Genomic DNA, 22,805 nt, shown 5'->3' with positions numbered 1-22,805 from the left:
CTTGTTCGGCGCGGGACGGGCGCCGGCGGTCGCTCTCAGGCCCGCGCGGCGGCGGCCACGATGCGGTCGGCCCCCCGTGCGATCATTTCCCGGGCGAGCGCACGCCCCAGCTCCGCGGCCGCCTCGACGGCCGCGCCCGGTGGCTCGGGCAGGTCCACGGCGCGCTCGCCGCGCACGGATTCGCTGCCGTCGACGGCCACGACCGCGGCGCGCAGCCGCAGCCGGCCGTCGTGGCACTCGGCGTGCGCCCCGACCGGCGCGGCGCAGCCGGCCTCCAGCTCGGCCAGGACCGTGCGCTCGGCGGTGACGGAGATCCGGGTCTCGGCGTGGTCGACGGCCGCGAGGTACCGCAGCGGGCCGTCGGCGTCGGCGGCACGGCACTCCACGGCGAGCGCCCCCTGACCGGGCGCCGGCAGCACCTGCTCGGGCTCGAACACGTCGGTGACGTCGTCGAGCCGGCCGATCCGGCCGAGACCCGCGTAGGCGAGCACCACGGCGTCCACCTCGCCCGCGGACACCTTGGCCAGGCGGGTCTCGGCGTTACCACGGATGGGCACGAACACGAGGTCGCGGCGGAGCACGGCGAGCTGCGCGGCCCGGCGTGGCGATCCGGTGCCGATCCGGGCGCCGGCCGGGAGGTCGGCGAATTTCAGGCCGTCGCGGGCGCACAGCGCGTCGCGCGGGTCATCGCGCTCGGGGACCGCCGCGAGGGCGAGGCCCTCGGCGGGCGCGGTCGGCAGGTCCTTGAGGGAATGCACGGCGAACTCGATCCGCCCCGCGGCGAGTTCGTCACGCAGGGCGCTGACGAACACCCCGGTACCGCCCAGCTGGGTGAGGTGGGCGCGCGTGACGTCGCCGAAGCTGGTGATGGGCACGAGTTCGATCGGGACCCCGGTGCGCGCGGTGATGAGGTCGGCCACCGCGCGCGACTGCGTCGTGGCCATGTTGCTGCGCCGCGTTCCGAGACGGGCGGTCGCGGAGCTCATGGTCAGCCCTCCTCGGCGGACGCGGGGTCGACCCGGGTGACCGCGTCCGGCTTGTGCGGATCGAGGTCGAACAGCTCGCGCAGCGCGGCCTCGTAGGTGCCGCCGTTGGGCGCGGAGGCGAGCTGCTTCACCCGGACGGTCGGCTGGTGCAGCAGCTTGTCGACGACCCGCCGCACGGCGTGGTCGATCTCGCCGCGCGCCCGGTCGTCGAGGCCGGGCAGCCGCCCGTGCAGCCGGGACAGCTCGGTGTCGACCACGGTCTGCGCCTTGCTGCGCAGCGCGACCACGGTCGGGGCGACGAGTTCGGCGCGGCGCACGGCCTGGTACTCGGCGACCTCCTCCGTCACGATCTCGCGGACGGCGGCGATGTCGGCGGTGGTGCCGGCGGCCTCGCCCGCGCCCTCGGCGCTGGCCTGCCGCAGGTCCTCGATGTCGACCAGCGCGACGCCTGGGAGGTCACGGACGGCGGGGTCGACGTCCCGGGGCAGCGCGAGGTCGAGCAGCACGAGCGGCCGCCCACCGCGGCGTTCGGCCGCAGCGGCCACGTCGTCCCTGGTCAGCACGAGGCCCTGCGCCCCGGTACAGGAGATGACGAGGTCGGCCTCGGCCAGCTCGCCGGCCGCGTGTTCGAAGGCCACGGCGCGGCTGCGCAGCGGCTCGTAGGCCTCGGTGAGGCACTCGGCCAGCCGCGCGGCGCGCTCGAAGGTGCGGTTGGCGACCACGACGGAGCTGGCGCCCTGCCGGGCGACCGTGTTGGCCGACAGCGCGCTCATGGACCCGGCGCCGAGCACCAGCACGCGCTGACCGGCGAGCGTTTCGGGGTGCGGGAGGGCCGCGGCGACCTCGTCGGCGCCGGTCGGCCCGGCGGGGGCGTGCGGGCAGCGGGGGTCGGCGGGGGCGGCGGAACGGCCGGAGGCGGCCGGAAGGTGGCGGCCGGCGACGAGCAGGCCGAGGCTGACCATGTCGGCGCCCGCGTGGTCGAGGTGCGTCTCGGTGTGCGCCCGCTTGCCGACGCGCAGGGCGCGCTGGCCGAGGTCGTTGAGCACCCGGCCGAGCGTGCCGTTCCCCTGCGCCTCCTTCACGGCGGCGCGCACCTGCCCGAGGATCTGGCCCTCGCCGACGACCATGGAGTCCAGCCCGCATGCCACGGAGAACAGGTGCTGGACCGCGCGCTCCTCGTAGTGCACGTACAGGTGCCGGGTGAGGTCGGCCAGCGCCACGCCGGTGTGCCAGGAGAGCAGTTCGGAGATGGCCGCCAGACCGGGGTGGAACTTCTCGACGTCGGCGTAGATCTCGACGCGGTTGCACGTGGCGACCATCATCACCTCGTTGACCGCGTCGGCCCCGGCCATCTCGGACATGGCCTTACGGCGCGCCTCGCCGCTCAGCGCGACGCGTTCCAATAGCGCCACGGGCGAGCTGCGGTGGCTCAGCCCAACGGCGAGGACACTCATCTGCACTCCAAAGCACGCGTCACTGCGACGCCTGGTACGACGGGAGGAGGACCCGTGCGGTCGCGGTGCCGACTGGTGGTCATCTCACGCCTCCAACGCTCCGATCCACCCCGGCCCCTCGTGGCCGTCGGCCTTCCGCTGCTCGTGGAAGGCCAGAATCTGGAGCTCGATCGACAGATCGACCTTACGCACATCCACACCGTCCGGCACACTCAGCACCACCGGCGCGAAGTTGAGCACACTGGTGACTCCGGCGCTCACGAAGCGGTCGCACACCCCTTGCGCGGCGGCGGCCGGAGTGGCGATGACGCCGATGGAGACCTTCTCCACCGAGACAACGTCCTCCAGGGTGTCAATATGCCGCACCGAGAGCCCCGCGACCTCGTCGCCCACCACCGCCGGATCGGCGTCGAAGAGCGCCGCGATGCGGAACCCGCGGGTGCCGAAACCCCCGTAGTTCGCCAGGGCCCGCCCCAGGTTGCCGGCGCCCACGATGGCCACCGACCAGTCCTGGGTGAGACCAAGCTCACGGGAGATCTGGTAGATCAGGTACTCGACGTCGTACCCGACACCACGCGTCCCATACGACCCGAGATGTGACAGGTCCTTGCGCAGCTTCGCGGAGTTGACCCCGGCGATGGAGGCGAGTTCCCCGGAGGAGACGGTCAGCGTTCCCCGTTCAGTGAGGGACTGGAGCGCGCGCAGGTACACCGGGAGCCTCGCGACTGTCGCCTCGGGGATTCCCCTCTCCCGGGGCCGTGGGGTACGGCGGGTCACAGGCGTGCGCTCCTGGGCAGCGGTCGGCAGTGCGGGTGGGCGGGCGCCGGTCCGCTCCGCCAGGAGTGGACCGCCGGTTCGCCGGCCACGGCCGCATGGATTTTGGCCCTAAGGTTACGCCCTTGTGAATGCGCGCACAAAGTGGGGGCCGCGTCCGGTGAACAGCCCGCTCACCCGCGCGAACACCGCCCGTTCCTGCCATCACGGAGCGGGCCCTCCGCCCCGGGTCACGCCAGCGCCGCCCGCAGCCGCCGCTCACTGACGCGCCAGAAGTCGTGCCGCTCGCCGTCGACGAACGTGACCGGGATCTTGTCCCAGTACTCCTCCTGTTCCTCCGGGGCGGCCGTGGTGATGTCGCGCACCTCGTAGGACACGCCGACGTCGCCGGCCACCCGTTCGATGACGCCGAGCGCCTCGTCGCAGAGATGGCAGCCGGGTTTCCCGAGCATCACGATCCTGTGCACCGGTGTTCCGGACACTGCGTCCACCGCTCCCTTTTCTTTTCGTCGTGATTCCGCCGGGCCGCGTCCGATTCCTGCCCCGGCGCGGCGTTGCGGGCCGCCCCGTGGGCCCGGTCAGCCCCCGGCGAAGGGCGGCAGCACCTCGATGCTGCCGCCCTCGCTGAGAGGCACCTCCGCGTGCGCCCGTCTGCCGACCGGACGCTCGTCGACCAGGAACGACGACCGGCGCAGCACCGCCAGCAGCCGCTCGTTGCCGCGGTGCCGCTCCCGGACGCCGTCCAGCGCCTCGGCGAGACTCGCCGCCGTGTAGGTCTCTTCCGCCACTCCTGCGGCTTCTTTGGCCGCAGCCCAGTACCGAATGGTTCCGCTCACCATCGATTGATTATCCTTGGATTTCTCGGAGGCTAATTCAGATGATTCTCACCGGGGGCAACGGCGCTTCCGAACCGACCGCTTCAGCCGCTACCGCGGGGTGACGGGAAGAGACGCATGAGCCACCTGCTGTTACTGACGAACTCCAACGAACCGTCCGACCAGGTCCTACCCGCGCTCGGTCTGCTGCTGCACTCGGTGCGCGTCGCGCCCGCCGAGGCCAGCGCGCTGCTCACGTCCGGTGGCGACCGCGGCGGGGCGGCCGTGGACGCCGTGCTGGTGGACGCGCGTTCCGACCTCGCCGCCGTACGCAACTTCTGCCGGCTGCTCAGCACCACCGGCCTGGACTGCCCGCTCATCCCGATCCTGACCGAGGGCGGGGTCGCGGCCCTCACCTCGGACTGGCAGGTCACCGACTTCGTGCTCACCACCGCCGGCCCGGCCGAGGTCGAGGCGCGGCTGCGGCTGGCCATCGGCCAGGCCGAGAGCTCCGGCGACGATCCCGACGAGATCCGTCGCGGTGACCTCACCATCGACGAGGCCACCTACATCGCACGGCTGCGCGGCCGGATCCTGGACCTCACCTTCAAGGAGTTCGAGCTGCTGAAGTTCCTGGCGCAGCACCCCGGGCGGGTGTTCACCCGGGCCCAGTTGCTCCAGGAGGTCTGGGGGTACGACTACTTCGGCGGCACGCGGACCATCGACGTGCACGTGCGCCGGCTGCGCGCCAAGCTCGGCGCCGAGTACGAGTCGCTCATCGGCACGGTGCGCAACGTCGGTTACCGGTTCGTCCCCGACCCCGCGTCCAAGGCGGCCAGCGAGGAGGCGGCCCGCCCGGCGGCCGGTGAGCAGCCCGCTCAGGCGAAGCGCGCGGTCCCGAGCCGCTAGCGAGCCGCGCGGGAGTTCGGCCGCGGACGGCGGCACGGTGCCACCGCCGTCACCGCCGTGTCACGGCCGGGACCGGCGGCCGTCGTCGCGATTTCGCTCGCCGGGGCCTCGTGTTCACGGAGCGGAGCGCCTAGGATACTGCAGCATCGGCATCGCACGGCCGCCACTCGCACGGCGGCCGTGCCGCGCCGACGGCGGCGCGCCGCGGCTCCCCGATGCGCGCTCCCGACGTCCGGCCGACCCCACGAAGCAGACGCACCCTCCGTCATCGCGAACGGAGCGCCCGAGACTGCCGCTGAGGAGGACTGCGCCATGGCGAGCGGCGCGAGTGGCCGACCGCTGGGATTCCCGGTACTACCGGTCCTGCCACTGGGTGTGGCCTTCACCGGCACCGCGCTGGTCGCCCTGGCTCCGGTGGCCGCCGCCGCTGACGCCCCGGCCGCGGTCCTGAGCACCGAGACGGAGACGGTGCGGCCCGGCGACGAGCTCACCGTGACGCTCACCGTCACGGCCCCGGACGACCAGCCCGTCTGCGCCACCGGAGAGCTCCGCGGCGCGCCCGGGTTCGACACGGTGCCCATGACGCCGGCCGAGGTGACCGCGGACGCCCCGGCGCGGGTGGAGGTGACCGGCACGGCCGAGGAGCCGGGCGAGCTGGAGTTCACCGGCTGGGTGGTCTACGGCGCTCTGGGCGAGGACGGTGCCTGCGCCGAGCCCACCGAGGAGCTGGAACCGGAGCCGCTCGTCGTCACGGTCGAGCCCGAGCCGAGCCCTGACCCCACCCCCTCGCCGACGCCCGACCCCACGCCCACGGACCCGCCGAGCCAGGAGTCCCCCACCCCCACCCCGGAACCGACGCCGACCTCCGATCCGCCACCGTCCGGGACGCCCACTCCGACCTCCGAACCGACTCGCGAGCCCGCGCCCACCGGCGAGCCCACCGACGACGGCGGCGCCGGTACCGGTGACGACACCGCCACGCCGACGTCCACCTCTTCGGAGGAGGCCGCCCGCACGCCGCCCGAGTCCCCGGTGCGGCCGGGCGGAGCCGCCTCCGCGCCGCGCGGAGAGGTCGACACCACCGTCCCGGGCACGCCCGGCGCCGACCTGTCGGAGCTGCCCACGGGCGCCCCGGACCTGCCGGAGGTCGACCCGGGGGAAGGGCTCGCCGAACTCCCCATGGTCACGCCGGGCGACCCCACCGGAACTCCCGCCGCCGCCGAGGAGGAACGGCGCGGCGGCATCGCCCCCAGTGCGCTGCTGCTCTTCCTGCTGTTGCTCCTGCTGCTGTCGGCGCCGCTCGCTCCCGCCCGGCGGGTGCGGGCCGGTGACGGCCCCTACCGGGGACGCCGCCGCCGCTCCTGACGCGGCCACCGGTCACGGCGGGCGGACACCCGGGTCCTAGACTCGGTCCATGAGCCACGTGCGCATCACCGGGAGCCTGACGGCCGGCGAGATCGAGGGGGTCCTCTCGCTCGCGGCGGCGGCGCGGGCCTCGGACGGCGTCGATCCGCTGTCCGAGCAGACGCTGCTCCGGGTGCGGCACGGCTCCGTGGCGGACGGCGTCCGCTTCCACCTGCTCTACGAGGGCCCCGGGTCCGCGCCGGACGCGCTCGCCGGATTCGCCTTCGCCGAGCGGGGGGACCCGGCCGCCGGGCCCGGCTCCGCCGAACTGGTCGTGGCGCCCGGCCACCGCCGCCGCGGGTACGGCGCGCGGCTGCTGCGCTCGCTGACCGAGGACTCCGGGCCGCACGGAACGCGGGTGTGGGCGCACGGCCGGCTGGCCGGCGCGCAGGCGCTGGCCCGGGCGGCCGGATGGGCGCAGGTGCGCGGGCTGTACAAGATGCGGATGCCGCTGCGGGACTCCTCGGGAGCGCCGGTTCAGCTCCCGCAGCCGGTGCTGCGGGGCGACGCCGGGGACCGGCTGACGATCCGCACGTTCGTGGTGGGAGCGGACGAGGAACGGTGGCTGCGGGTGAATGCGCGCGCGTTCGCGAGCCACCCCGAGCAGGGCGGGGTCACCCTGGCGGACCTCCGGCAGCGCGTGGCGGAGGACTGGTTCGATCCGGCCGGGTTCTTCGTGGCCGAGGACGCCGACGGGTCGCTGGTCGGCTTCCACTGGACGAAGGTGCACGCCGACGGCGCGGGGCTGAGCGACACCGAACCGGTGGGCGAGGTCTACGTGGTGGGGGTGGACCCGGACTGGCAGGGTTCCGGCCTGGGCCGCGCGCTCACCCTGGTGGGCGTCCGCCACCTGCGCGACCGCGGACTGCCGTGGGTGCTGCTGTACGTGGACGAGGCGAACCGGGCGGCGGTGCGGCTCTATGAGTCGATCGGTTTCACCCTGTGGGACGCCGATGTGATGTACGCCCCGGCGGGCTGATCCGCGCGGGCCGCGCGGCATCGTCGCAGGTCCGCAGGCCGCGCCCCGCACGCAGCGTGACCGATCACACCTGGTGCGCGATCAGACCTGTTCATAGCCGACATTTTGCGCATATGAGACCTGGTTCACCTGTTCGCCGCCCGCCATCCGCCGGTTATTCCGGGACTCTCGGCATGTCGTTCACCTTGCGTTCACTCTCGCTGGTCCGGCTGGTCACCTGCCCTCCCTACCTTCGCATTCGGCAGGGGACGCAACGGACCCGCCCAAAGGTGTAAGAGTCCAAAGGAAGGACCCCAGGGCTGTGAAGCTCTCTAGGTATGGCCAGTTCGCGGGAGTGGCACTTGCCGGCGCCCTGGCGCTTTCCGCCTGCGGCAGCGACCAGGCCGTGGACCCGAGCGAGAGTGGCGCTTCGGCCGCCACGGACGTGAACTGCGTGGACGGGGGCGGCACGCTCGCCGGCGCCGGCGCCAGCTCGCAGGAGAACGCCATGAACGCGTGGGTGGCCGCCTACACCGGCGCCTGCGAAGGCACCACGGTCAACTACGACGCGGTCGGCTCGGGCGCGGGCGTCTCGCAGTTCCTCGACGGCGCGGTGGCCTTCGCCGGCTCCGACAGCGCGGTCGCCGGTGAGGAGCTGGAGCAGGCCACCGAACGCTGCACCGGGTCCAACGCGATCAACATCCCCACCTACATCAGCCCGATCGCCGTCATCTTCAACCTCGACGGCGTCGAGTCGCTGAACCTCAGCCCGGAAGTGATCGCCGGCATCTTCAACGGTGAGATCACCACCTGGAACGACGAGGCCATCGCGGCCGACAACCCCGACGTCGAGCTCCCCGAGACCGACATCGTCCCGGTGAACCGTTCGGACGAGTCCGGCACCACCGAGAACTTCACCACCTACCTGGCCGAGGCCGCCGGCGACGCCTGGCCGCACGAGCCGAGCGGCGACTGGCCGGTCGAGCCCGTGGAGGCCGCGCAGGGCTCCTCCGGTGTCGTCTCCGCCGTCGAGGGCGGCCAGGGCACCATCGGCTACGTCGACGCCTCGCACGCCGGTGAGCTCGGCACCGCGGCGGTCGGCGTGGGCGAGGAGTTCGTCGAGTACAGCCCCGAGGCCGCGGCCGCGATCGTCGACACCGCCGAGCCGGCTCCCGGCAACGACGACGACCACGCCATCGAGCTGAACTACGCCACCGATGACTCCAGCGCGTACCCGATCGTGCTCGTCAGCTATGAGGTGGCCTGCATGAGCTACGAGGACCAGGCCGAGGCCGACCTGGTCAAGAGCTTCCTCGGCTACCTGATCAGCGAGGACGGCCAGCAGGCCGCGGCGGACGAGGCGGGCTCCGCCCCGATCTCGGCCGAGCTTCGCGAGCAGCTTCAGGGCACCATCGACCAGATCTCGGCCGGCGCCTGATCAGGTGCCCGGCGGTTCCACGCAGGGGTAGGACCGATCCCGGAAGGGGACGGTCCTACCCCTCGGGGCGTTTCGCGGGGTCTCCCGTCACCGGCCGTCCCCTCACGGCGGCGCACCGGACGGGGGGCGGCCCGCCCGGGCGCCACGGGCTCGGATACGGTACCCGACGGCCCGGCGCACACGGGCCGGTACCCAGAAGAGCACAGAATGTAACCGACCCCGTCATCGACTGTCAGCGCGACCGCGGAAGAGCGCTCCGCCCGGGAGCGCAGCAGTGAACCATCTCGACCGGAGTCCCACATGACCACCTCAGACTCGTCTACGGCGGCCCGGATCCCCACGGGCAAACGCCGGATGGGCGACGTCGTCTTCGCCAACACCGCGCGCGGATCAGGCGTCCTGATCCTGGCGATCCTGGCGGGTGTCGCGGCCTTCCTCATCGGCCAGTCCTTCGACTCGCTGAGCGCGAACACCGCCAACTTCTTCACCACGAGCGAATGGGCCGCCAACGTCCGGGAGGAGCCGGCGTTCGGTGTGGCCGCGCTGGCCTTCGGAACCGTTCTGGCCGCGGCCATCGCCCTGCTGATCGCCACACCGGTGGCCATCGGGATCGCGCTGTTCATCGTCTACTACGCGCCGCGTCGCATCGCCGCGGTCCTGGGGTACGTGGTCGACCTGCTGGCGGCCATCCCCAGCGTCGTCTACGGCCTGTGGGGCATCGGCTGGCTGGTGGGCCAGCTCGGGCCCTTCTACCAGCTCCTGGAGCGGTACCTCGGCGTCGTCCCGCTGTTCGCCGGGCCGGTGTCGACGACGGGCCGCACCATGCTCACCGTCGGGCTGGTGCTGGCGGTGATGATCCTGCCGATCATCACCGCGATGACCCGGGACGTCTTCCAGCAGGTGCCGCAGGCGCACCGGGAGGCCGCCCTCGCGCTGGGCGCGACCCGCTGGGAGATGATCCGGATGGCCGTGCTGCCGTTCGGGCGGCCCGGCATCATCGGCGGCGCCATGCTCGGTCTCGGCCGCGCGCTGGGCGAGACCATGGCGGTCGCGATGATCCTCTCCCCGTCCCTGGTGATCTCCTGGGCCCTGCTGCAGAGCGGCAACCAGACGATCGCGGCGCACATCGCGCTGCAGTACCCCGAGGCGACCGGCTACGGGGTGTCGGCGCTGATCGCGGCCGGTCTGGTGCTCTTCGCGATCACCCTGGTCGTCAACATGGTCGCGCGGTTCGTCGTCGCGCGTCGCAAGGAGTTCTCGTAAATGGCCACCGGTACCGAAGCCTCCCCGGCGCCCACCGGCGCCCACCTCCGCAACGCCGGGCTGTTCGGCGGGACGCTGCCCCGCTGGGTCCCGCCGGTGCTGCTCGCCGTGCTGGCGGCCGGCGCGGCCGGCGCCCTGACCGTCGCGGGCGCCTTCAGCCTGCCGCTGCTGGCCGTGTGCACCACGGTCGCCTACGCGGTGCTGATCACCGTCGCCTCGGCGATCGTCGAGAACGGCCGCCGGGCCACCGACCGGCTGGTCACCGCGGTCGTGTACACCTGTTTCGGCCTGGCCATGGTGCCGCTGATCTCCCTGCTGTGGACCGTGCTGGTCAACGGCCTGCAGCGGCTCGACGGGTACTTCCTCTCGGTGTCGATGAACGGCGTGACCCCGAGCATGGACGCCGGCGGCGTGTACCACGCGATCGTCGGAACGATCTCCATCACCGGGTTCGCGGCGCTCATCTCGATCCCCATCGGGCTGATGACCGCCATCTACCTCGTCGAATACGGCCGAGGGCGGCTCAAGCAGGCGATCACCTTCTTCGTCGACGTCATGACGGGCATCCCGTCCATCGTCGCCGGCCTGTTCGTCGTGGCGCTGTGGATGCTGCTGTTCGGCCCCGGCAACACCAACGGCGCCGCCGGCGCGATCTCGCTGTCCGTCCTGATGATCCCGGTCGTGGTGCGCTCCTGCGAGGAGATGCTCCGCCTGGTGCCCAACGAACTGCGGGAGGCGTCCTACGCGCTCGGCGTGCCCAAGTGGCTGACCATCGTCAAGGTCGTGCTGCCGACCGCGATCGCGGGGATCACCACGGGCGTCATGCTGGCGCTGGCCCGCGTGATCGGCGAGACCGCTCCGCTCATCCTCACGGCGGGCTCCTCCGCGGTCGCCATCAACTGGAACCTGTTCGACGGCCAGATGATGAGCCTGCCGGTCTTCATCTACTCGCAGGTCCGGATGGGCGGCGCCATCAACTACGAGCGGGCCTGGGCCGCGGCGCTCACGCTCATCCTCGTCGTGATGCTGCTGTTCCTGCTCGCCCGCCTGGTCTCGCGGTTCTTCGCCCCGAAGCTGGGACGCTGACCCCGGTCCCGCTCACCGCACGCTTTCCCGAAATCCAGAGGTACCCACCGTGTCCAAACGCATCGACGTCTCCGGACTGCACGTCTACTACGGCGACTTCCTCGCCGTGGAGGACGTTTCGATGACCATCGAGCCCCGGTCGGTGACCGCGTTCATCGGCTCCTCCGGCTGCGGCAAGTCGACCTTCCTCCGCACGCTGAACCGCATGCACGAGGTCACCCCCGGCGCCCGTGTCCAGGGCAAGGTCATGCTCGACGACCAGGACATCTACGCCGCCGAGGTGGACCCCGTGGCGGTCCGCCGCGAGATCGGCATGGTGTTCCAGCGTCCCAACCCGTTCCCCACGATGTCGATCTACGACAACGTGATCGCCGGAGCACGGCTGAACAACCAGCGGATGCCCAAGGCGAAGGCCGACGAGATCGTGGAGCGGTCGCTGCGCGGCGCCAACCTGTGGGACGAGGTCAAGGATCGGCTGAACCGCCCCGGCGCCGGCCTGTCCGGCGGCCAGCAACAGCGGCTGTGCATCGCGCGCGCCATCGCGGTGGAGCCCGCCGTGCTGCTGATGGACGAGCCCTGCTCGGCGCTGGACCCCATCTCCACGCTGGCGATCGAGGACCTCATCGCCCAGCTCAAGGAGAACTACACGATCGTCATCGTGACGCACAACATGCAGCAGGCGGCCCGGGTCAGCGACGTGACGGCGTTCTTCAACCTGGCCGGCACCGGCAAGCCGGGCCGGCTGATCGAGATGGGCGAGACGAACAAGATCTTCACCAAGCCCGACAAGAAGGAGACCGAGAACTACATCACCGGCCGGTTCGGCTGACGCGACCGTCCGCCCGGCCCGGTGCGGTCCGGCGGGCGACCTTTTCGCGGCGGGCGGTGCGCGGCAGCGCACCGCCCGCTCCGTTTCCCGGAGCGTGTGCGGTCAGGGCCCCAGCACCGCCTGTGTCAGCGGGAACGCCTGGTACAGCAGGTACACCGCGGCCGCGACCGCGGCGCTGCCGGGCACGGTGAGCAGCCAGATGGACACGATGTCCCCGGCCACGCCCCAGCGCACCGCGGACAGCCGACGGGTGGCCCCGACGCCGATGATGGCGGCCGTGATGGTGTGCGTGCTGGAGATGGGGACCTGCCAGATGAATGACGTGGCGTAGGTGACCACCGACACCGTCGCCTCGGCGGCGAACCCGCGTGCCGGGTCAAGGTGGATGACCCGGCGGCCGAGCGTGCGCATGATGCGCCACCCCCCGGTGGCGGTGCCCAGGGACATCGCCACGGCCGCCGCGAGCACCACCCAGTGGGGCACCTCGTATCCGCTCTGGTAGCCCGTGGTCACCAGTGCGAGCACGACCACCCCCATGGTCTTCTGCGCGTCCTGGAGGCCGTTTCCGAGCGCCATGGCCGCCGCCGAGACGCTCTGCGCGATCCGGAACTTGCGCCCCACCCGGCTGGGGCTGGCCCTGCGGAAGGTCCAGAGGATCGCGAGCATCAGCAGGTAGCCGAGCAGTCCGCCGGCGAGGGGGGACAGCGCCATGGGCACCACGAAGTCGCGCACGACGCCGGACCAGTCGACGGAGCTCGCCGAGGCCAGGGCCGCCCCGACCATCCCGCCGACCAGCGCTTGCGACGCCGAGGCCGGGATGCCGCGGTACCAGGTGAACATGTTCCACACGATCGCGCCGACCAGGGCGGCCGACAGCACCACGAGCCCATGGCCGCCGGGAAGCGGGGTGATGATGTTCGCGCCGATGGTGCGGGCCACGCCCTCGCCGAGGAAGGCGCCGACCAGGTTCATGACCGCCGCCATCACGACCGCGACCCGTGGCGCGAGCGCACGGGTCGTGATGGCGGTGGCGATGGAGTTGGCCGCGTCGTGGAAGCCGTTGGTGTACGCGAACAGCAGTGCCAGGGCGACGACCGTGGCCAGCGCTGCGGTTTCGGGGGGCAATCGACTGGGGTTCCGGTGGGGGGTCCGGTCAGGATTCCTTGACCGCGATGCTCTCGACGGTGTTGGCGACGTGCTCGAACGCGTCCGCGGCCGTCTCCAGTTCCTCGATCACGTCCTTGAGCTTGAGCACGGTGAGCGCGTCGTACTCACCGCTGAACAGGTGGGCGAGCAACCGCCGGTAGAGCTGGTCGGCCTGGTTCTCCAGCTGGTTGATCTCGATCCAGTAGCTGGTGAGGTCCTTCATCGAGCGCAGCCGTGGCATGGCCTCGGCGGTCAGCTCGGCGGCCCGTTCCAGCACCTCGACCTGGTCGATGATGCCCTTGGGCAGCCGCTCCAGCTGGTAGAGGCCGATGAGGTCGACGGCCGCCTCCATGGAGTCCATGACGTCGTCCAGACACGAGGCCAGCCGGTAGATGTCCTCGCGGTCGAACGGCGTCACGAAACTCTCGTTGAGCCGCCGCATGATGGCGTGGGTGCGCTCGTCGCCCGCGTGCTCGCAGGCCCGCATCTTCTCGGTGATGGCATCACGATCGGCGCCTTCGCTGATCAGCTCGACCAGCAGGCGGGCGGCTATGACCAGGTTGTTCGCGGAGTCCGCGAACATCTCGTAGTAGCTGTCATCACGCGGAGTCAGGCGCAGGCGCACATCTCTCTCCCGAAGTGCGGTGTTCGTTCGTGAGGATGCTATTGGCACCAACCGGGTAAACCCGGCAAAACCGACACTGAGGCCGCGCCCCTCTCCGGGCGCACCCTCACGGCACCCCCGTTGCTTCGGGCGGGGGCGCGTCACTCCTTGTTCACTTGGGATCACTCGCAATGCCTTGACCACTGGCAAAAGCCGAGGTCGTGGAGCAATCATCCTAACCGCCCCATTCCACGGGCGACAGCCCGGAAGGAGCGGCCGACCGGCCACCTGCCGTCGCCCGTGGGGGCGCCGAGCACATGAACAGGACACAAATCACAGTAGAACACACGATTCGTCGCTCCCGTCGTGGGCCGGAAATCCCACCGCCACCTCCGCCTTTCCGCCCGGACAGGGCGAGCCGTCCCGGCCCCTCCGCCGCGGGTCCGGGGCCGCCGGGCCGCCCGGGGCTCCGTTCTCCCGCTGCCCGCTCGGAACGCCGGCATGACACCGCTCGCCGATCGTTTCGGGATCGTGACGCGGCGCGCCGAATCGGTCCGGCGGCGGCGACTCCGCGTGCGGGCCTAATCTCGAATCCGTGCCCCCGAAACCGACCGCGGCCCAGCGCCGGCACGCCGCCCTCCGGACCGTTCTCGACGACCAGCTCGCCGCACTCGGCGAACCCGCCTACAACGGCCCCGACCGGCCCGTGCAGGTGCTGACCGCCTGCGCCGGGGCGGTACTGGAGGCCGCCCGCCGCGGCCTCTCCCCGGAGCGCGCCGCGGTACGCGCCGCGGTGCGGGGCACCCTGGACGAGCTCGCCCGGCGCGCGCCCGGGCACAGCCTGGAGGTGCGCGTCCCGCCGTTCGGAGCCGTGCAGTGCCTGGAGGGCCCCCGGCACACCCGGGGGACGCCGCCCGGCGTGGTCGAGACCGACCCGCTCACCTGGCTGGCGCTCGCGCTCGGCGACCGCACCTGGGAGGACGCGGTGGCCGGGCGCTCGGTCGCCGCCAGCGGGGTGCGCGCCGATCTGGCCCCACTGCTCCCGCTCTGGCGAGGAGCCGGGCCAGGTCAAGGCGAGGTGAGCCCCGCTTGACACGCCGCAGGTGATCAGCCACTAAGCTGGGGAGCGTGTCGCATCCCGACGGCCGGCTCAGCATGGACATCGATCCACTCGAACGCGGACCGCAGGACGCCTGTGGAGTGTTCGGGGTCTGGGCTCCCGGCGAAGAAGTCAGCAAGCTCACCTACTTCGGTCTCTACGCCCTGCAGCACCGGGGGCAGGAGTCCGCCGGTATCGCTCTCAGCGACGGCGAACGCATCGTCGTCTACAAGGACATGGGACTGGTCCCCCAGGTCTTCAACGAGGCGACCCTGGACTCCCTCAAGGGGCACCTGGCCATCGGCCACTGCCGCTACTCCACCACCGGGTCCCCCGTGTGGGAGAACGCCCAGCCGACGTTCTACTCCTCCCGCGAGGGCGGCCTCGCCCTCGGCCACAACGGCAACCTGGTCAACACCCCGGAACTCGCCGCGATGCTGCCTCCCGGCCGGCTGACCGCGACCACCGACACCGAGGTCCTCACCAGCCTGCTCGCCTCCGACCCCGACCAGAGCGTCGAGGAGGCCGCCGTCCGGCTGCTGCCCCAGGTCCGCGGCGCCTTCTCACTGGTCTTCATGGACGAGCGCACCCTCTACGCCGCCCGCGATCCGCAGGGCATCCGCCCGCTCGTCCTGGGGCGCCTGGACAACGGCTGGGTGGTCGCCAGCGAGACGGCCGCCCTGGACACCGTGGGCGCCACCGTGGTGCGCGAGGTGGAGCCCGGCGAGCTGATCACCATCGACGAGCGCGGTGTGCGCACCCGCCGGTTCGCGGCGGCGGCGCCCAAGGGCTGCCTGTTCGAGTACGTGTACCTGGCCCGGCCCGACACCACCATCGCCGGCCGCAACGTCAACAGCACCCGGGTGGAGGTCGGCCGCCGGCTCGCCCGCCAGCACCCCGCCGAGGCCGACATCGTCATCCCCGTCCCCGAGTCCGGCACCCCCGCGGCGGTGGGGTACGCCGAGGGCAGCGGCATCCCGTTCGCCCAGGGGCTGGTCAAGAACTCCTACGTCGGGCGGACCTTCATCCAGCCCAGCCAGACGCTGCGCCAGCTCGGCATCCGGCTCAAGCTGAACCCGCTGCGCGACGTGATCGCGGGCAAGCGCCTGGTCGTCGTCGACGACTCGATCGTGCGCGGCAACACCCAGCGGGCGCTGGTGCGGATGCTGCGCGAGGCGGGCGCCGCCGAGGTGCACGTGCGCATCTCCAGCCCGCCGGTCATGTGGCCGTGCTACTACGGCATCGACTTCGCCAGCCGGGCGGAGCTCATCGCGGGCAACCTCTCCAACGAGGAGATCCGCGCCTCCATCGGCGCCGACTCGCTGGGCTTCATCAGCCTGGACGAACTCGTCGCCGCCACCGAGGTGCCCAAGAACCGGCTGTGCAGAGCCTGCTTCGACGGTGTCTACCCCATCGACGTCGACGAGGACTCCCGCGGCAAGTACCTGCTGGAGAAGCCCTGCGGGACGCCGCGCGACACTCTCGCCGCGACCCGGCGCTGACGGCCCGCCCACGTACCGTTTCCCACACCGCCGGACCGCGCGTCCCGCGGCCCGCCCCGCCGACCGGTCTCGGTCGCGGTGGCGCCGACGATCCGCTTGAGAGGTTCTTTCCGTGGCAGAGGGTGCCAACACCACACCGGCCTACGCCGCCGCCGGAGTCGACATCGCCGCCGGCGAGCGTGCGGTCGACCTGATGAAGCAGCATGTGGCGCGCACCCGCCGTCCCGAGCTCATGACCGACGCCAGCGGCTTCGCCGGGCTGTTCCGGCTGGACACCGCCAAGTACCGCGCGCCCGTGCTCGCCACCTCGACCGATGGGGTGGGCACCAAGGTGATGCTCGCCCAGGCTCTCGACCGGCACGACACCATCGGCATCGACCTGGTGGGCATGGTGGTCGACGACCTCGTCGTGAGCGGGGCCGAGCCGCTCTTCATGACCGACTACATCGCCTGCGGCTCGGTCGTCCCGGAGCGGGTGGCCGAGATCGTCGGCGGCATCGCCGAGGGCTGCCGGCAGGCGGGCTGTGCCCTCATCGGCGGCGAGACCGCGGAGCACCCCGGAGCCATGCGCCCCGACGAGTACGACCTGGCCGGCGCCGGGACGGGGATCGTCGAGGCCGACGCCATCCTCGGCCCGGACCGGGTCCGCCCGGGCGACGTCGTCATCGGGCTGGCCTCCTCCGGACCGCACTCCAACGGGTACTCACTGATCCGGCACGTGGTCGACCGTGCGGGGCTGGACCTCCGGAGCGAGGTACCGGAACTGGGCGGACCGCTCGGCGAGGTGCTGCTGACCCCCACCCGGGTGTACGCCAAGGACTGCCTGACGCTGGCCGCCGAGGTGGAGGTGCACGCTTTCGCCCACATCACCGGGGGCGGGCTGGCCGCCAACCTGGCGCGGTCGCTCCCGAAGAGCGTGGACGCCGTCCTGGAGCGCTCGACCTGGACCCCGCCGCCGGTGTTCGGCTTCCTCGCCGAGTACGGGAAGCTGTCCCGCGCCGACCTGGAGGGCACCTTCAACATGGGGGTGGGCATGGTGGCGGTCGTCGCCCCGGACTCGGTGGAGCGCGCGCTGGCGCTGCTCACTGAGCGCGGCCTGCCGGCGTGGATCATGGGATCGGTCACATCGGGGACCGGAGAGGTGCGTGTCACGGGTGACCATGCCTGATCTGCCCGGCCGCCCCGGCGCGCGTCCCGCCGTGAGCGGCACGGCGGGTACACCGGACATGGTGCGGACACAGACGGGCCGGCCCGATCCCTCTGGGTGGATCGCACCGGCCATGTCTGCCTGTTGTCCGCGGACCCGGTTAGGCGGATGCCCCCTGCCGCCGACGGCTCAACCCCACAAGCTAGCGAAGACGGTCCGATCGCTCGGAGTCGTCCCCCGTGTCCCCCATGGCGTCGTTACCGCCCGCGTACTTGTCGGCAAAGTCCGCATAACGGTCGACCAGGTCGTCGTAAGGGTCTTCGTACGCGCCGTCCGACGCGCCCGCAGGCTCCTCGGACGACTCGTTGTCCTCAGCGACACCCAGCTCTGCCCGCAGCCGGTCAAGGTCGGTACCACCGGCTTTGTACTTCAACCGCCGGGCGACCCTCTGCTGCTTGGCCTTGGCTCGGCCGCGCCCCATTGGCTCGACCCCCTCAACGATTTGGGTTTTCCCAAACCCCAGATCACTAGCAAAACCGCAATGCCGGGCTGACGGCCGTCACCGCACTGACGACAGGCGCCAGCTTACGTACGGATACAACCGTACCCGGTTTGGAACCAACCTGCCTACGCCGCCCGCTGATAAGCGGACGTGCCGCTCCGGCGCGCCCTCGTCGGCGCGTCGCCGCAGCCTGACACCCCCGTATGCCCGCGCCCGCCGCGCTGGGGCGGGACGCCGACGGACCGGCGGGCGCCCGCGACGCATACCGCGGTGGGCCCGGTCCGTCCCCAGGCAGCATTCCCACCCGCCGCATGTTCAACCGGTGGAGTGCCACCGGCCACGATATGTGCCACGATGCGAGCGTGCTGCCCTACACCGCCTATCTCCGCGTCTACCAGCCCATTGCCGCATTTTCGAGCCGGGACCAGGCTTACTGGCGGGCGTACGCGGACTCCCCCGACCGGCCGCGACGGGTGGAGTCCGTGGCCGTGGAGCACGCCGAGAGCCTCCGGCGGATCGTCGCCACACCGCCGATCGTGGTCCCCGAGCACGAGAGCGGAGACGCCTACGTGCGCCGGATGGGCCGGGATCTCTACATCTGTCCGTGGCAGACCCGGCTGCGCTCCTGGCTGGCCTTCCGGGAGTTCCGGACCGCCACGCCCGCCCATCTCAGCGCGGCGTTCGTCCCCGAGACGGTCGCTCGGGCCGCGGAGTCCGGTTTCGAGCGCTGGCAGGAGCGCGGCGAGCCGGTGCGCACCCGGATCCTCACCAGCACGTGGACCGTCCCGCTGAGCTGGTTCGTCCCCTTCGCACCGACGGAGCGCTGCCTGGTGCTCGACGCGGCCCCGGGGCAGACGGCGGCGCGCGACGACTCCGGCCCGTCGCAGTGGGGGACGGCCACCGGACCGGCGCTTCCCGCCGGTAAGTGGGGCGAATCCGGTCCGCACGCGGCGACCCGGGCGATGCTGTACGTCGCCGAGGTCGCGGAGTCCCGCCGGCGGCTGGCCCGCGCGATCGCCGTGCTCCGCGGAACCGTGGGCGAGGGCGTGCTGCTGACCGCGGCCGAGCAGCTGGAGGACTGGCTGTCCGCGGTCGCCCACCCGCGCGGGCTGCTCGAACTGGACTACGGCGGCCTGGTGCACCTTCTCGATGACGCCGGACTACGCGCGGACGAGTCGGTCGCCGAGGTCGCCGCGGCGGTCACCAGCCTGGAGAACGGCCAGGAGGGACTGGCGATGGCGATGTACCACCGCTTGACCCGGCGTTGGCGCGCGGTGCAGGCGCTCGAACACGCGAACTGACGCGGTGCGACCGGGCGGCCCGGCCGCGTGACCGATCTCGCAGCGCACCCGGCCCGGACCGCTGACCTGTGCCGACCCGCGAGGGAACGCGAGAACCCGTCACGTTCCGCCGTACGCCACACCGCGCGCAACCTGGTGTACCAGGTTTCTGTTGACGTGATTCTTAATCCCTATCGGGTACACGTGGGATACCGCAGGACGAGTGACGCACTTGGCGTCAACATTGCCAAAATTGGGCATACCACCCGATATGACTCTCGCCGCCGCACAGGCCACACGGCGCCAAGCGCACGCTCAGTAACCGGAAACCCGCACCACTACGCCGTTTCCGCCGGCAGACGAGGGTCGCCGACTGTGAGCCACGACGCGGCCACCCAGGGTGGTCGGATGCACGAAAGAGCTGGTAAACGTACTCGTAGCACCCCTCGCCAGACCCACCGGTCCCGTTTCGGCCCCCCAGTGCCCTAGCACTTTCGGCCCGCCGGATCGCGAAAAACAGGGCCGGAGAACGAAGTTTTGACCGAATACGCCACATGCCACTAAACGTGTCGCTAGAATCACTCAGCGTGACGCACCGCATTGGCGACTTTGAGATGCCCCATCCAACAAAGTCGCGTTAAGTGGTCGCGTAATCACCTCGGGTGATGCCAATATAGACCTAGAGGGCAATATTGGACATCCGGGCCAAGTGCCAGGATAAGGCTCAGGATCGGTACACAGATCCAGGAGGAGAGGCCGTACACATGTCAACTCGCACGCCCGAGGCGGAGCCCCTGTTGACCCCTGCCGAGGTTGCCACCATGTTCCGCGTGGACCCCAAGACCGTCACGCGCTGGGCGAAGGCGGGCAAGCTGACCTCGATCCGGACGCTGGGTGGCCACCGCCGCTACCGGGAGACCGAAGTTCGCGCGCTGCTCGCCGGCATCCCCAACCAGCGCGCGGAGTAACCCTCCAGGCTCGTGCCGTATCCGGGGGGAAAGGACAGGGGGGACCGCCTGCCCGCCCTGGGATGGCAGGGTCGTCGGCGACGATCCGCCCGGGGTTCGCCCGGCAGAGCCGAAGACAGCGCTTGTACCGGTGTCCGGAGGGAGAGGGCCGGACAACGACAAGGCAGACGAACAGGACCAGCACGCGGACCGGAGTCGTGACCGCCGCCGACAGCGCCGTTCCCAGCGCCGAGGCACCGGATCATCCCCGCCGGTTCCGTCCGCGGAACACCCCCTGTGGGGCCGCGGACCCGGTCCTGGCCACCACCCTGATGCGGCCGGAGCCGTGGCACAGCCGCGGCGGACCGTCGGCGGCGCCATCGGAATCCCGTTCCCGATCGCGAGTCCCCTGCCGGCGGACCCGTCCGACCGCGCCGGAGCAGCGCGGCGGACCGGGGCGAGCAGCCCCGGTCCGCCGTCGTCCGCCCCGGACTTCGCCGGCCGGGACGGCTCCGCTCAGGAGACCACGTTCCCCTGGACGTACTCGGGCCCCCGCGCCTCCCACTCCATGAACCGTTCGGTCTCCGTCAGCAGGCTGGCGGCGAGCCAGACCGCGACTCCGACGTCGTCGGCGAGACCGAGGATCGGGGCGAAGAACTCGGGGACGAGGTCGATCGGCGAAAGGATGTAGACGGCCGCCAGGGCGAACAGCGCGACCTTGGACGCCGACAGTTGCGTGTAACGCCCGCGCAGACGCGCGCCGAGCAGCCGGGGGACCGCGGCCGCGCGCTCCCAGATACCGGGCCGACCGGGCTTGCTGCTGTCCTGCACGACCTTCCAGGCCGCGGCGCCGGCGGCCACGCGGTTGGACTTGCGCATTCTCTTCACCTCGGCATGTGTCGATGGGACGGGGGCCGCGTTTTGAGATATGACGCGTCTCCGCCTCAGGTTGTTCCCACTCACCGCTTCCGGCATTCCGCGGCTTTCCCCACACCGCCGAAGTTCCGGGTCTTTCCGGCATCACGCGCCGCACCAGGCCCACCTGCCGCAATGTCATGACCGGCGCGCGTGCCGTAGGTTGTGGGGCGACCCGTCCCTCCGCCGGCCGACCTATTTGGGGGAGCCATCCACATGACGCGCGGCCACGACCCCGACCGCCCGGGGCGCCCCCGGAGCGCCGGCCTGTTCGCCATGGCGACGGTCGTGCTGCTGGCCACCGGATGCGCCGGTTCCCTCGGTGGCGTCCCCGTCCCGGGCGCCACGGCCACGCTGCCGCTCCCCGGACCGGACGCGCCCGGTGACGACGCCCGGTCCCCCCAGGCCGACGACGCGCCGCCCACCGGGCCGCTCGCCGGGCTGACGGTCGTCGTCGATCCCGGCCACAACGGGGGGAACGCCGACGCGTCCGAAGAGATCAACCGCCAGGTCCCCGCCGGACCCGGGAGCAAGGCCTGCGACACCGTGGGGGCCGAGACGGCCGACGGCTACCCGGAGCACGCGTTCACCTGGGACCTGGCGCGGCGTGTTCAGGACCGGCTGGAGACCGAGGGGGCCCGGGTGGTCCTCACCCGCACCGACGACTCCGGTGTGGGGCCGTGCGTCGACGAGCGCGCCGAGATCGGCAACGACGCCGAGGCGGATGCCGCCATCTCCCTGCACGCCGACGGCGCGCCCGCAGGGCACCGCGGCTTCCACGTCATCGCGCCCGGCGAGGTGCCCGGCTACACCGAGGAGATCGTGGAACCGTCGATGCGGCTCGCCGAGGCGGTCCGCGACCACTTCGCGGAGCACGCCGGCCAGCCGCCGGCCGGCTACGCGGGCGACGACGGCATCGACGTCCGCACGGACCTGGGCGGTCTGAACAAGTCGACGGTCCCCAAGGTGTTCCTGGAGGTCGGCAACATGGGCGACCCGGACGACGCGGAACGTCTCACCGACGAGGCGTGGCGGGACCGCGCCGCCGACGGGGTCACGGCCGGGCTGGTGGAGTTCCTGCGGCGCGATTGAGCACGGCGGGGGCGGCGAGGTCCGGCGGGCCCCGTCCGGCCTTCCGGCCGGACGCGCGGGGTGGTGCCCACGGGCCGGAGCCCGGAGCACCACCCGGCGCCGCTACCAGGCGGCGAGCCGTTCCAGCGGGAACGGCGGATTGGCCAGCGGCCGAACGGCCAGCCGGAGCAACGGCAGCGGATTGTCGTCGCCGGCGATCCGGTTGACGTTCAGCGCGCCGCATCCGGTGCACCGGTGGACGATCGACCACTCGCCGTCACTGCGGACGGCGATCGAGACGGGTTCCATCCGTGCCGCGCACTCCGAAGCGCGGTCACCGGGGACCCGCTCGTCGACATGCCGGCTCCACAGGCAGTTCGGGCAGTGGTTACGGTGCGCCGTTCCGAGAGCGGTCAGCGGCACGTCCAGCCGGCAGTTGAGGCAGCGGAACGATTCCGGGCGCCGATGGGCGCGGGAACGGGAATCGCGTCGGGACACGTAGGGTGCTCCTTGCGTGAGAGGCGGGTGAGCCGAACGCGTGAGCGCTCCCCGCCGTCTCCGTGGAGGACCGGTCCGTGCTGGTCAGAGATCCGGCCCTTCGACGAAGACGCGAAGTACGCTCGGAGCACGCCGGGCCATAGGCCACCTCTCTTGGCAGGGAAACGGGACGGACCGT

Annotated in this window: 23 protein-coding genes; 13 read left to right on the top strand and 10 right to left on the bottom strand. The window is 71.8% G+C overall.

All coding sequences use genetic code 11. From position 1 onward, the window contains the following. Positions 1-35 precede the first annotated feature (35 nt). The 5 genes from hemC to ACFQRF_RS01390 form a co-directional block, all read right to left on the bottom strand. A complete protein-coding gene (gene hemC, locus ACFQRF_RS01410) occupies positions 36-986 on the bottom strand; it encodes a hydroxymethylbilane synthase (protein WP_379868151.1) in 951 nt (316 codons plus the stop codon). A 2-nt stretch (positions 987-988) separates the two neighbouring features. Next, positions 989-2,440 carry a glutamyl-tRNA reductase gene (locus ACFQRF_RS01405; protein ID WP_379868150.1) on the bottom strand — a complete coding sequence of 484 codons (1,452 nt, stop codon included), beginning with the start codon at positions 2,438-2,440 and terminating at the stop codon, positions 989-991. Positions 2,441-2,524: 84 nt separating this feature from the next. Continuing rightward, complete coding sequence (locus ACFQRF_RS01400) at positions 2,525-3,217, bottom strand: redox-sensing transcriptional repressor Rex (protein ID WP_379868149.1); 693 nt, start codon at positions 3,215-3,217, stop codon at positions 2,525-2,527. A gap of 227 nt (positions 3,218-3,444) precedes the next feature. Further along, positions 3,445-3,666 (bottom strand): glutaredoxin family protein, encoded by a 222-nt coding sequence (locus ACFQRF_RS01395; protein WP_379868148.1) that lies wholly within the window; start codon positions 3,664-3,666, stop codon positions 3,445-3,447. Between the two features lie 126 nt (positions 3,667-3,792). Further along, positions 3,793-4,053, bottom strand: coding sequence for a MoaD/ThiS family protein (locus tag ACFQRF_RS01390; protein WP_379868147.1), 261 nt, complete (start codon positions 4,051-4,053; stop codon positions 3,793-3,795). Positions 4,054-4,167: 114 nt separating this feature from the next. On the opposite strand from ACFQRF_RS01390, the gene ACFQRF_RS01385 reads away from it, so the two are divergent. The 7 genes from ACFQRF_RS01385 (at position 4,168) to pstB (ending at position 11,916) form a co-directional block, all read left to right on the top strand. Next, positions 4,168-4,938: a winged helix family transcriptional regulator gene (locus ACFQRF_RS01385; RefSeq protein ID WP_379868146.1), complete on the top strand. Its 771-nt coding sequence runs from the start codon at positions 4,168-4,170 to the stop codon at positions 4,936-4,938. A gap of 312 nt (positions 4,939-5,250) precedes the next feature. Further along, positions 5,251-6,303 carry a hypothetical protein gene (locus tag ACFQRF_RS01380; protein ID WP_379868145.1) on the top strand — a complete coding sequence of 351 codons (1,053 nt, stop codon included), beginning with the start codon at positions 5,251-5,253 and terminating at the stop codon, positions 6,301-6,303. Positions 6,304-6,352: 49 nt separating this feature from the next. Continuing rightward, positions 6,353-7,321 carry a mycothiol synthase gene (gene mshD, locus ACFQRF_RS01375; RefSeq protein ID WP_379868144.1) on the top strand — a complete coding sequence of 323 codons (969 nt, stop codon included), beginning with the start codon at positions 6,353-6,355 and terminating at the stop codon, positions 7,319-7,321. A 301-nt stretch (positions 7,322-7,622) separates the two neighbouring features. Then, on the top strand, positions 7,623-8,738 hold the full coding sequence (pstS, locus tag ACFQRF_RS01370; protein WP_379868143.1) for a phosphate ABC transporter substrate-binding protein PstS: 1,116 nt from the start codon (positions 7,623-7,625) through the stop codon (positions 8,736-8,738). 300 nt (positions 8,739-9,038) lie between these two features. Continuing rightward, positions 9,039-10,001, top strand: a complete 963-nt coding sequence (pstC, locus tag ACFQRF_RS01365; protein ID WP_379868142.1) for a phosphate ABC transporter permease subunit PstC — start codon at positions 9,039-9,041, stop codon at positions 9,999-10,001. Further along, entirely contained in the window at positions 10,002-11,087 is a 1,086-nt protein-coding gene (pstA, locus tag ACFQRF_RS01360) for a phosphate ABC transporter permease PstA (protein ID WP_379868141.1), read from the top strand. It abuts the gene before it with no gap. Between the two features lie 49 nt (positions 11,088-11,136). After that, entirely contained in the window at positions 11,137-11,916 is a 780-nt protein-coding gene (gene pstB / locus ACFQRF_RS01355) for a phosphate ABC transporter ATP-binding protein PstB (protein ID WP_379868140.1), read from the top strand. A 102-nt stretch (positions 11,917-12,018) separates the two neighbouring features. On the opposite strand, the gene ACFQRF_RS01350 is transcribed toward pstB, so the two are convergent. Together ACFQRF_RS01350 and ACFQRF_RS01345 are read right to left on the bottom strand one after the other, a co-directional pair. Beyond that, on the bottom strand, positions 12,019-13,041 hold the full coding sequence (locus ACFQRF_RS01350; protein ID WP_379868139.1) for an inorganic phosphate transporter: 1,023 nt from the start codon (positions 13,039-13,041) through the stop codon (positions 12,019-12,021). Positions 13,042-13,069: 28 nt separating this feature from the next. After that, positions 13,070-13,687, bottom strand: coding sequence for a DUF47 domain-containing protein (locus ACFQRF_RS01345; RefSeq protein WP_379868138.1), 618 nt, complete (start codon positions 13,685-13,687; stop codon positions 13,070-13,072). A gap of 574 nt (positions 13,688-14,261) precedes the next feature. Between ACFQRF_RS01345 and ACFQRF_RS01340 the strand changes: the two genes are divergently transcribed. The 3 genes from ACFQRF_RS01340 (at position 14,262) to purM (ending at position 17,435) form a co-directional block, all read left to right on the top strand. Continuing rightward, positions 14,262-14,759 carry a sterol carrier family protein gene (locus ACFQRF_RS01340; RefSeq protein ID WP_379868137.1) on the top strand — a complete coding sequence of 166 codons (498 nt, stop codon included), beginning with the start codon at positions 14,262-14,264 and terminating at the stop codon, positions 14,757-14,759. 62 nt (positions 14,760-14,821) lie between these two features. After that, the gene (purF, locus tag ACFQRF_RS01335; RefSeq protein ID WP_379868991.1) at positions 14,822-16,267 is read left to right on the top strand and encodes an amidophosphoribosyltransferase; all 1,446 of its coding nucleotides are present in this window, start codon (positions 14,822-14,824) and stop codon (positions 16,265-16,267) included. A 112-nt stretch (positions 16,268-16,379) separates the two neighbouring features. Then, entirely contained in the window at positions 16,380-17,435 is a 1,056-nt protein-coding gene (gene purM / locus ACFQRF_RS01330; protein ID WP_379868136.1) for a phosphoribosylformylglycinamidine cyclo-ligase, read from the top strand. A gap of 181 nt (positions 17,436-17,616) precedes the next feature. Here the strand turns inward: purM and ACFQRF_RS01325 are convergent, their stop codons facing one another. Next, positions 17,617-17,895, bottom strand: a complete 279-nt coding sequence (locus tag ACFQRF_RS01325; protein ID WP_379868135.1) for a DUF3073 domain-containing protein — start codon at positions 17,893-17,895, stop codon at positions 17,617-17,619. Between the two features lie 383 nt (positions 17,896-18,278). Between ACFQRF_RS01325 and ACFQRF_RS01320 the strand changes: the two genes are divergently transcribed. Then, complete coding sequence (locus tag ACFQRF_RS01320) at positions 18,279-19,217, top strand: DUF8083 family protein (protein WP_379868134.1); 939 nt, start codon at positions 18,279-18,281, stop codon at positions 19,215-19,217. 743 nt (positions 19,218-19,960) lie between these two features. Further along, complete coding sequence (gene bldC, locus ACFQRF_RS01315; RefSeq protein WP_067965399.1) at positions 19,961-20,164, top strand: developmental transcriptional regulator BldC; 204 nt, start codon at positions 19,961-19,963, stop codon at positions 20,162-20,164. Between the two features lie 495 nt (positions 20,165-20,659). Here the strand turns inward: bldC and ACFQRF_RS01310 are convergent, their stop codons facing one another. Then, positions 20,660-21,022, bottom strand: coding sequence for a YkvA family protein (locus ACFQRF_RS01310; RefSeq protein WP_379868133.1), 363 nt, complete (start codon positions 21,020-21,022; stop codon positions 20,660-20,662). A gap of 252 nt (positions 21,023-21,274) precedes the next feature. Here ACFQRF_RS01310 and ACFQRF_RS01305 point away from each other — a divergent pair, with 252 nt between their 5' ends. Then, positions 21,275-22,150: an N-acetylmuramoyl-L-alanine amidase gene (locus ACFQRF_RS01305; protein ID WP_379868132.1), complete on the top strand. Its 876-nt coding sequence runs from the start codon at positions 21,275-21,277 to the stop codon at positions 22,148-22,150. A gap of 102 nt (positions 22,151-22,252) precedes the next feature. Here ACFQRF_RS01305 and ACFQRF_RS01300 read toward each other — a convergent pair whose 3' ends face one another. Then, positions 22,253-22,627, bottom strand: coding sequence for an RNHCP domain-containing protein (locus ACFQRF_RS01300; protein ID WP_379868131.1), 375 nt, complete (start codon positions 22,625-22,627; stop codon positions 22,253-22,255). Between the last annotated feature and the right edge of the window lie 178 nt (positions 22,628-22,805).

The organism is Marinactinospora rubrisoli (assembly GCF_042664915.1).
Taxonomy (GTDB): domain Bacteria; phylum Actinomycetota; class Actinomycetes; order Streptosporangiales; family Streptosporangiaceae; genus Marinitenerispora; species Marinitenerispora rubrisoli.
This window is presented reverse-complemented; position numbering and strand designations above follow the sequence as displayed.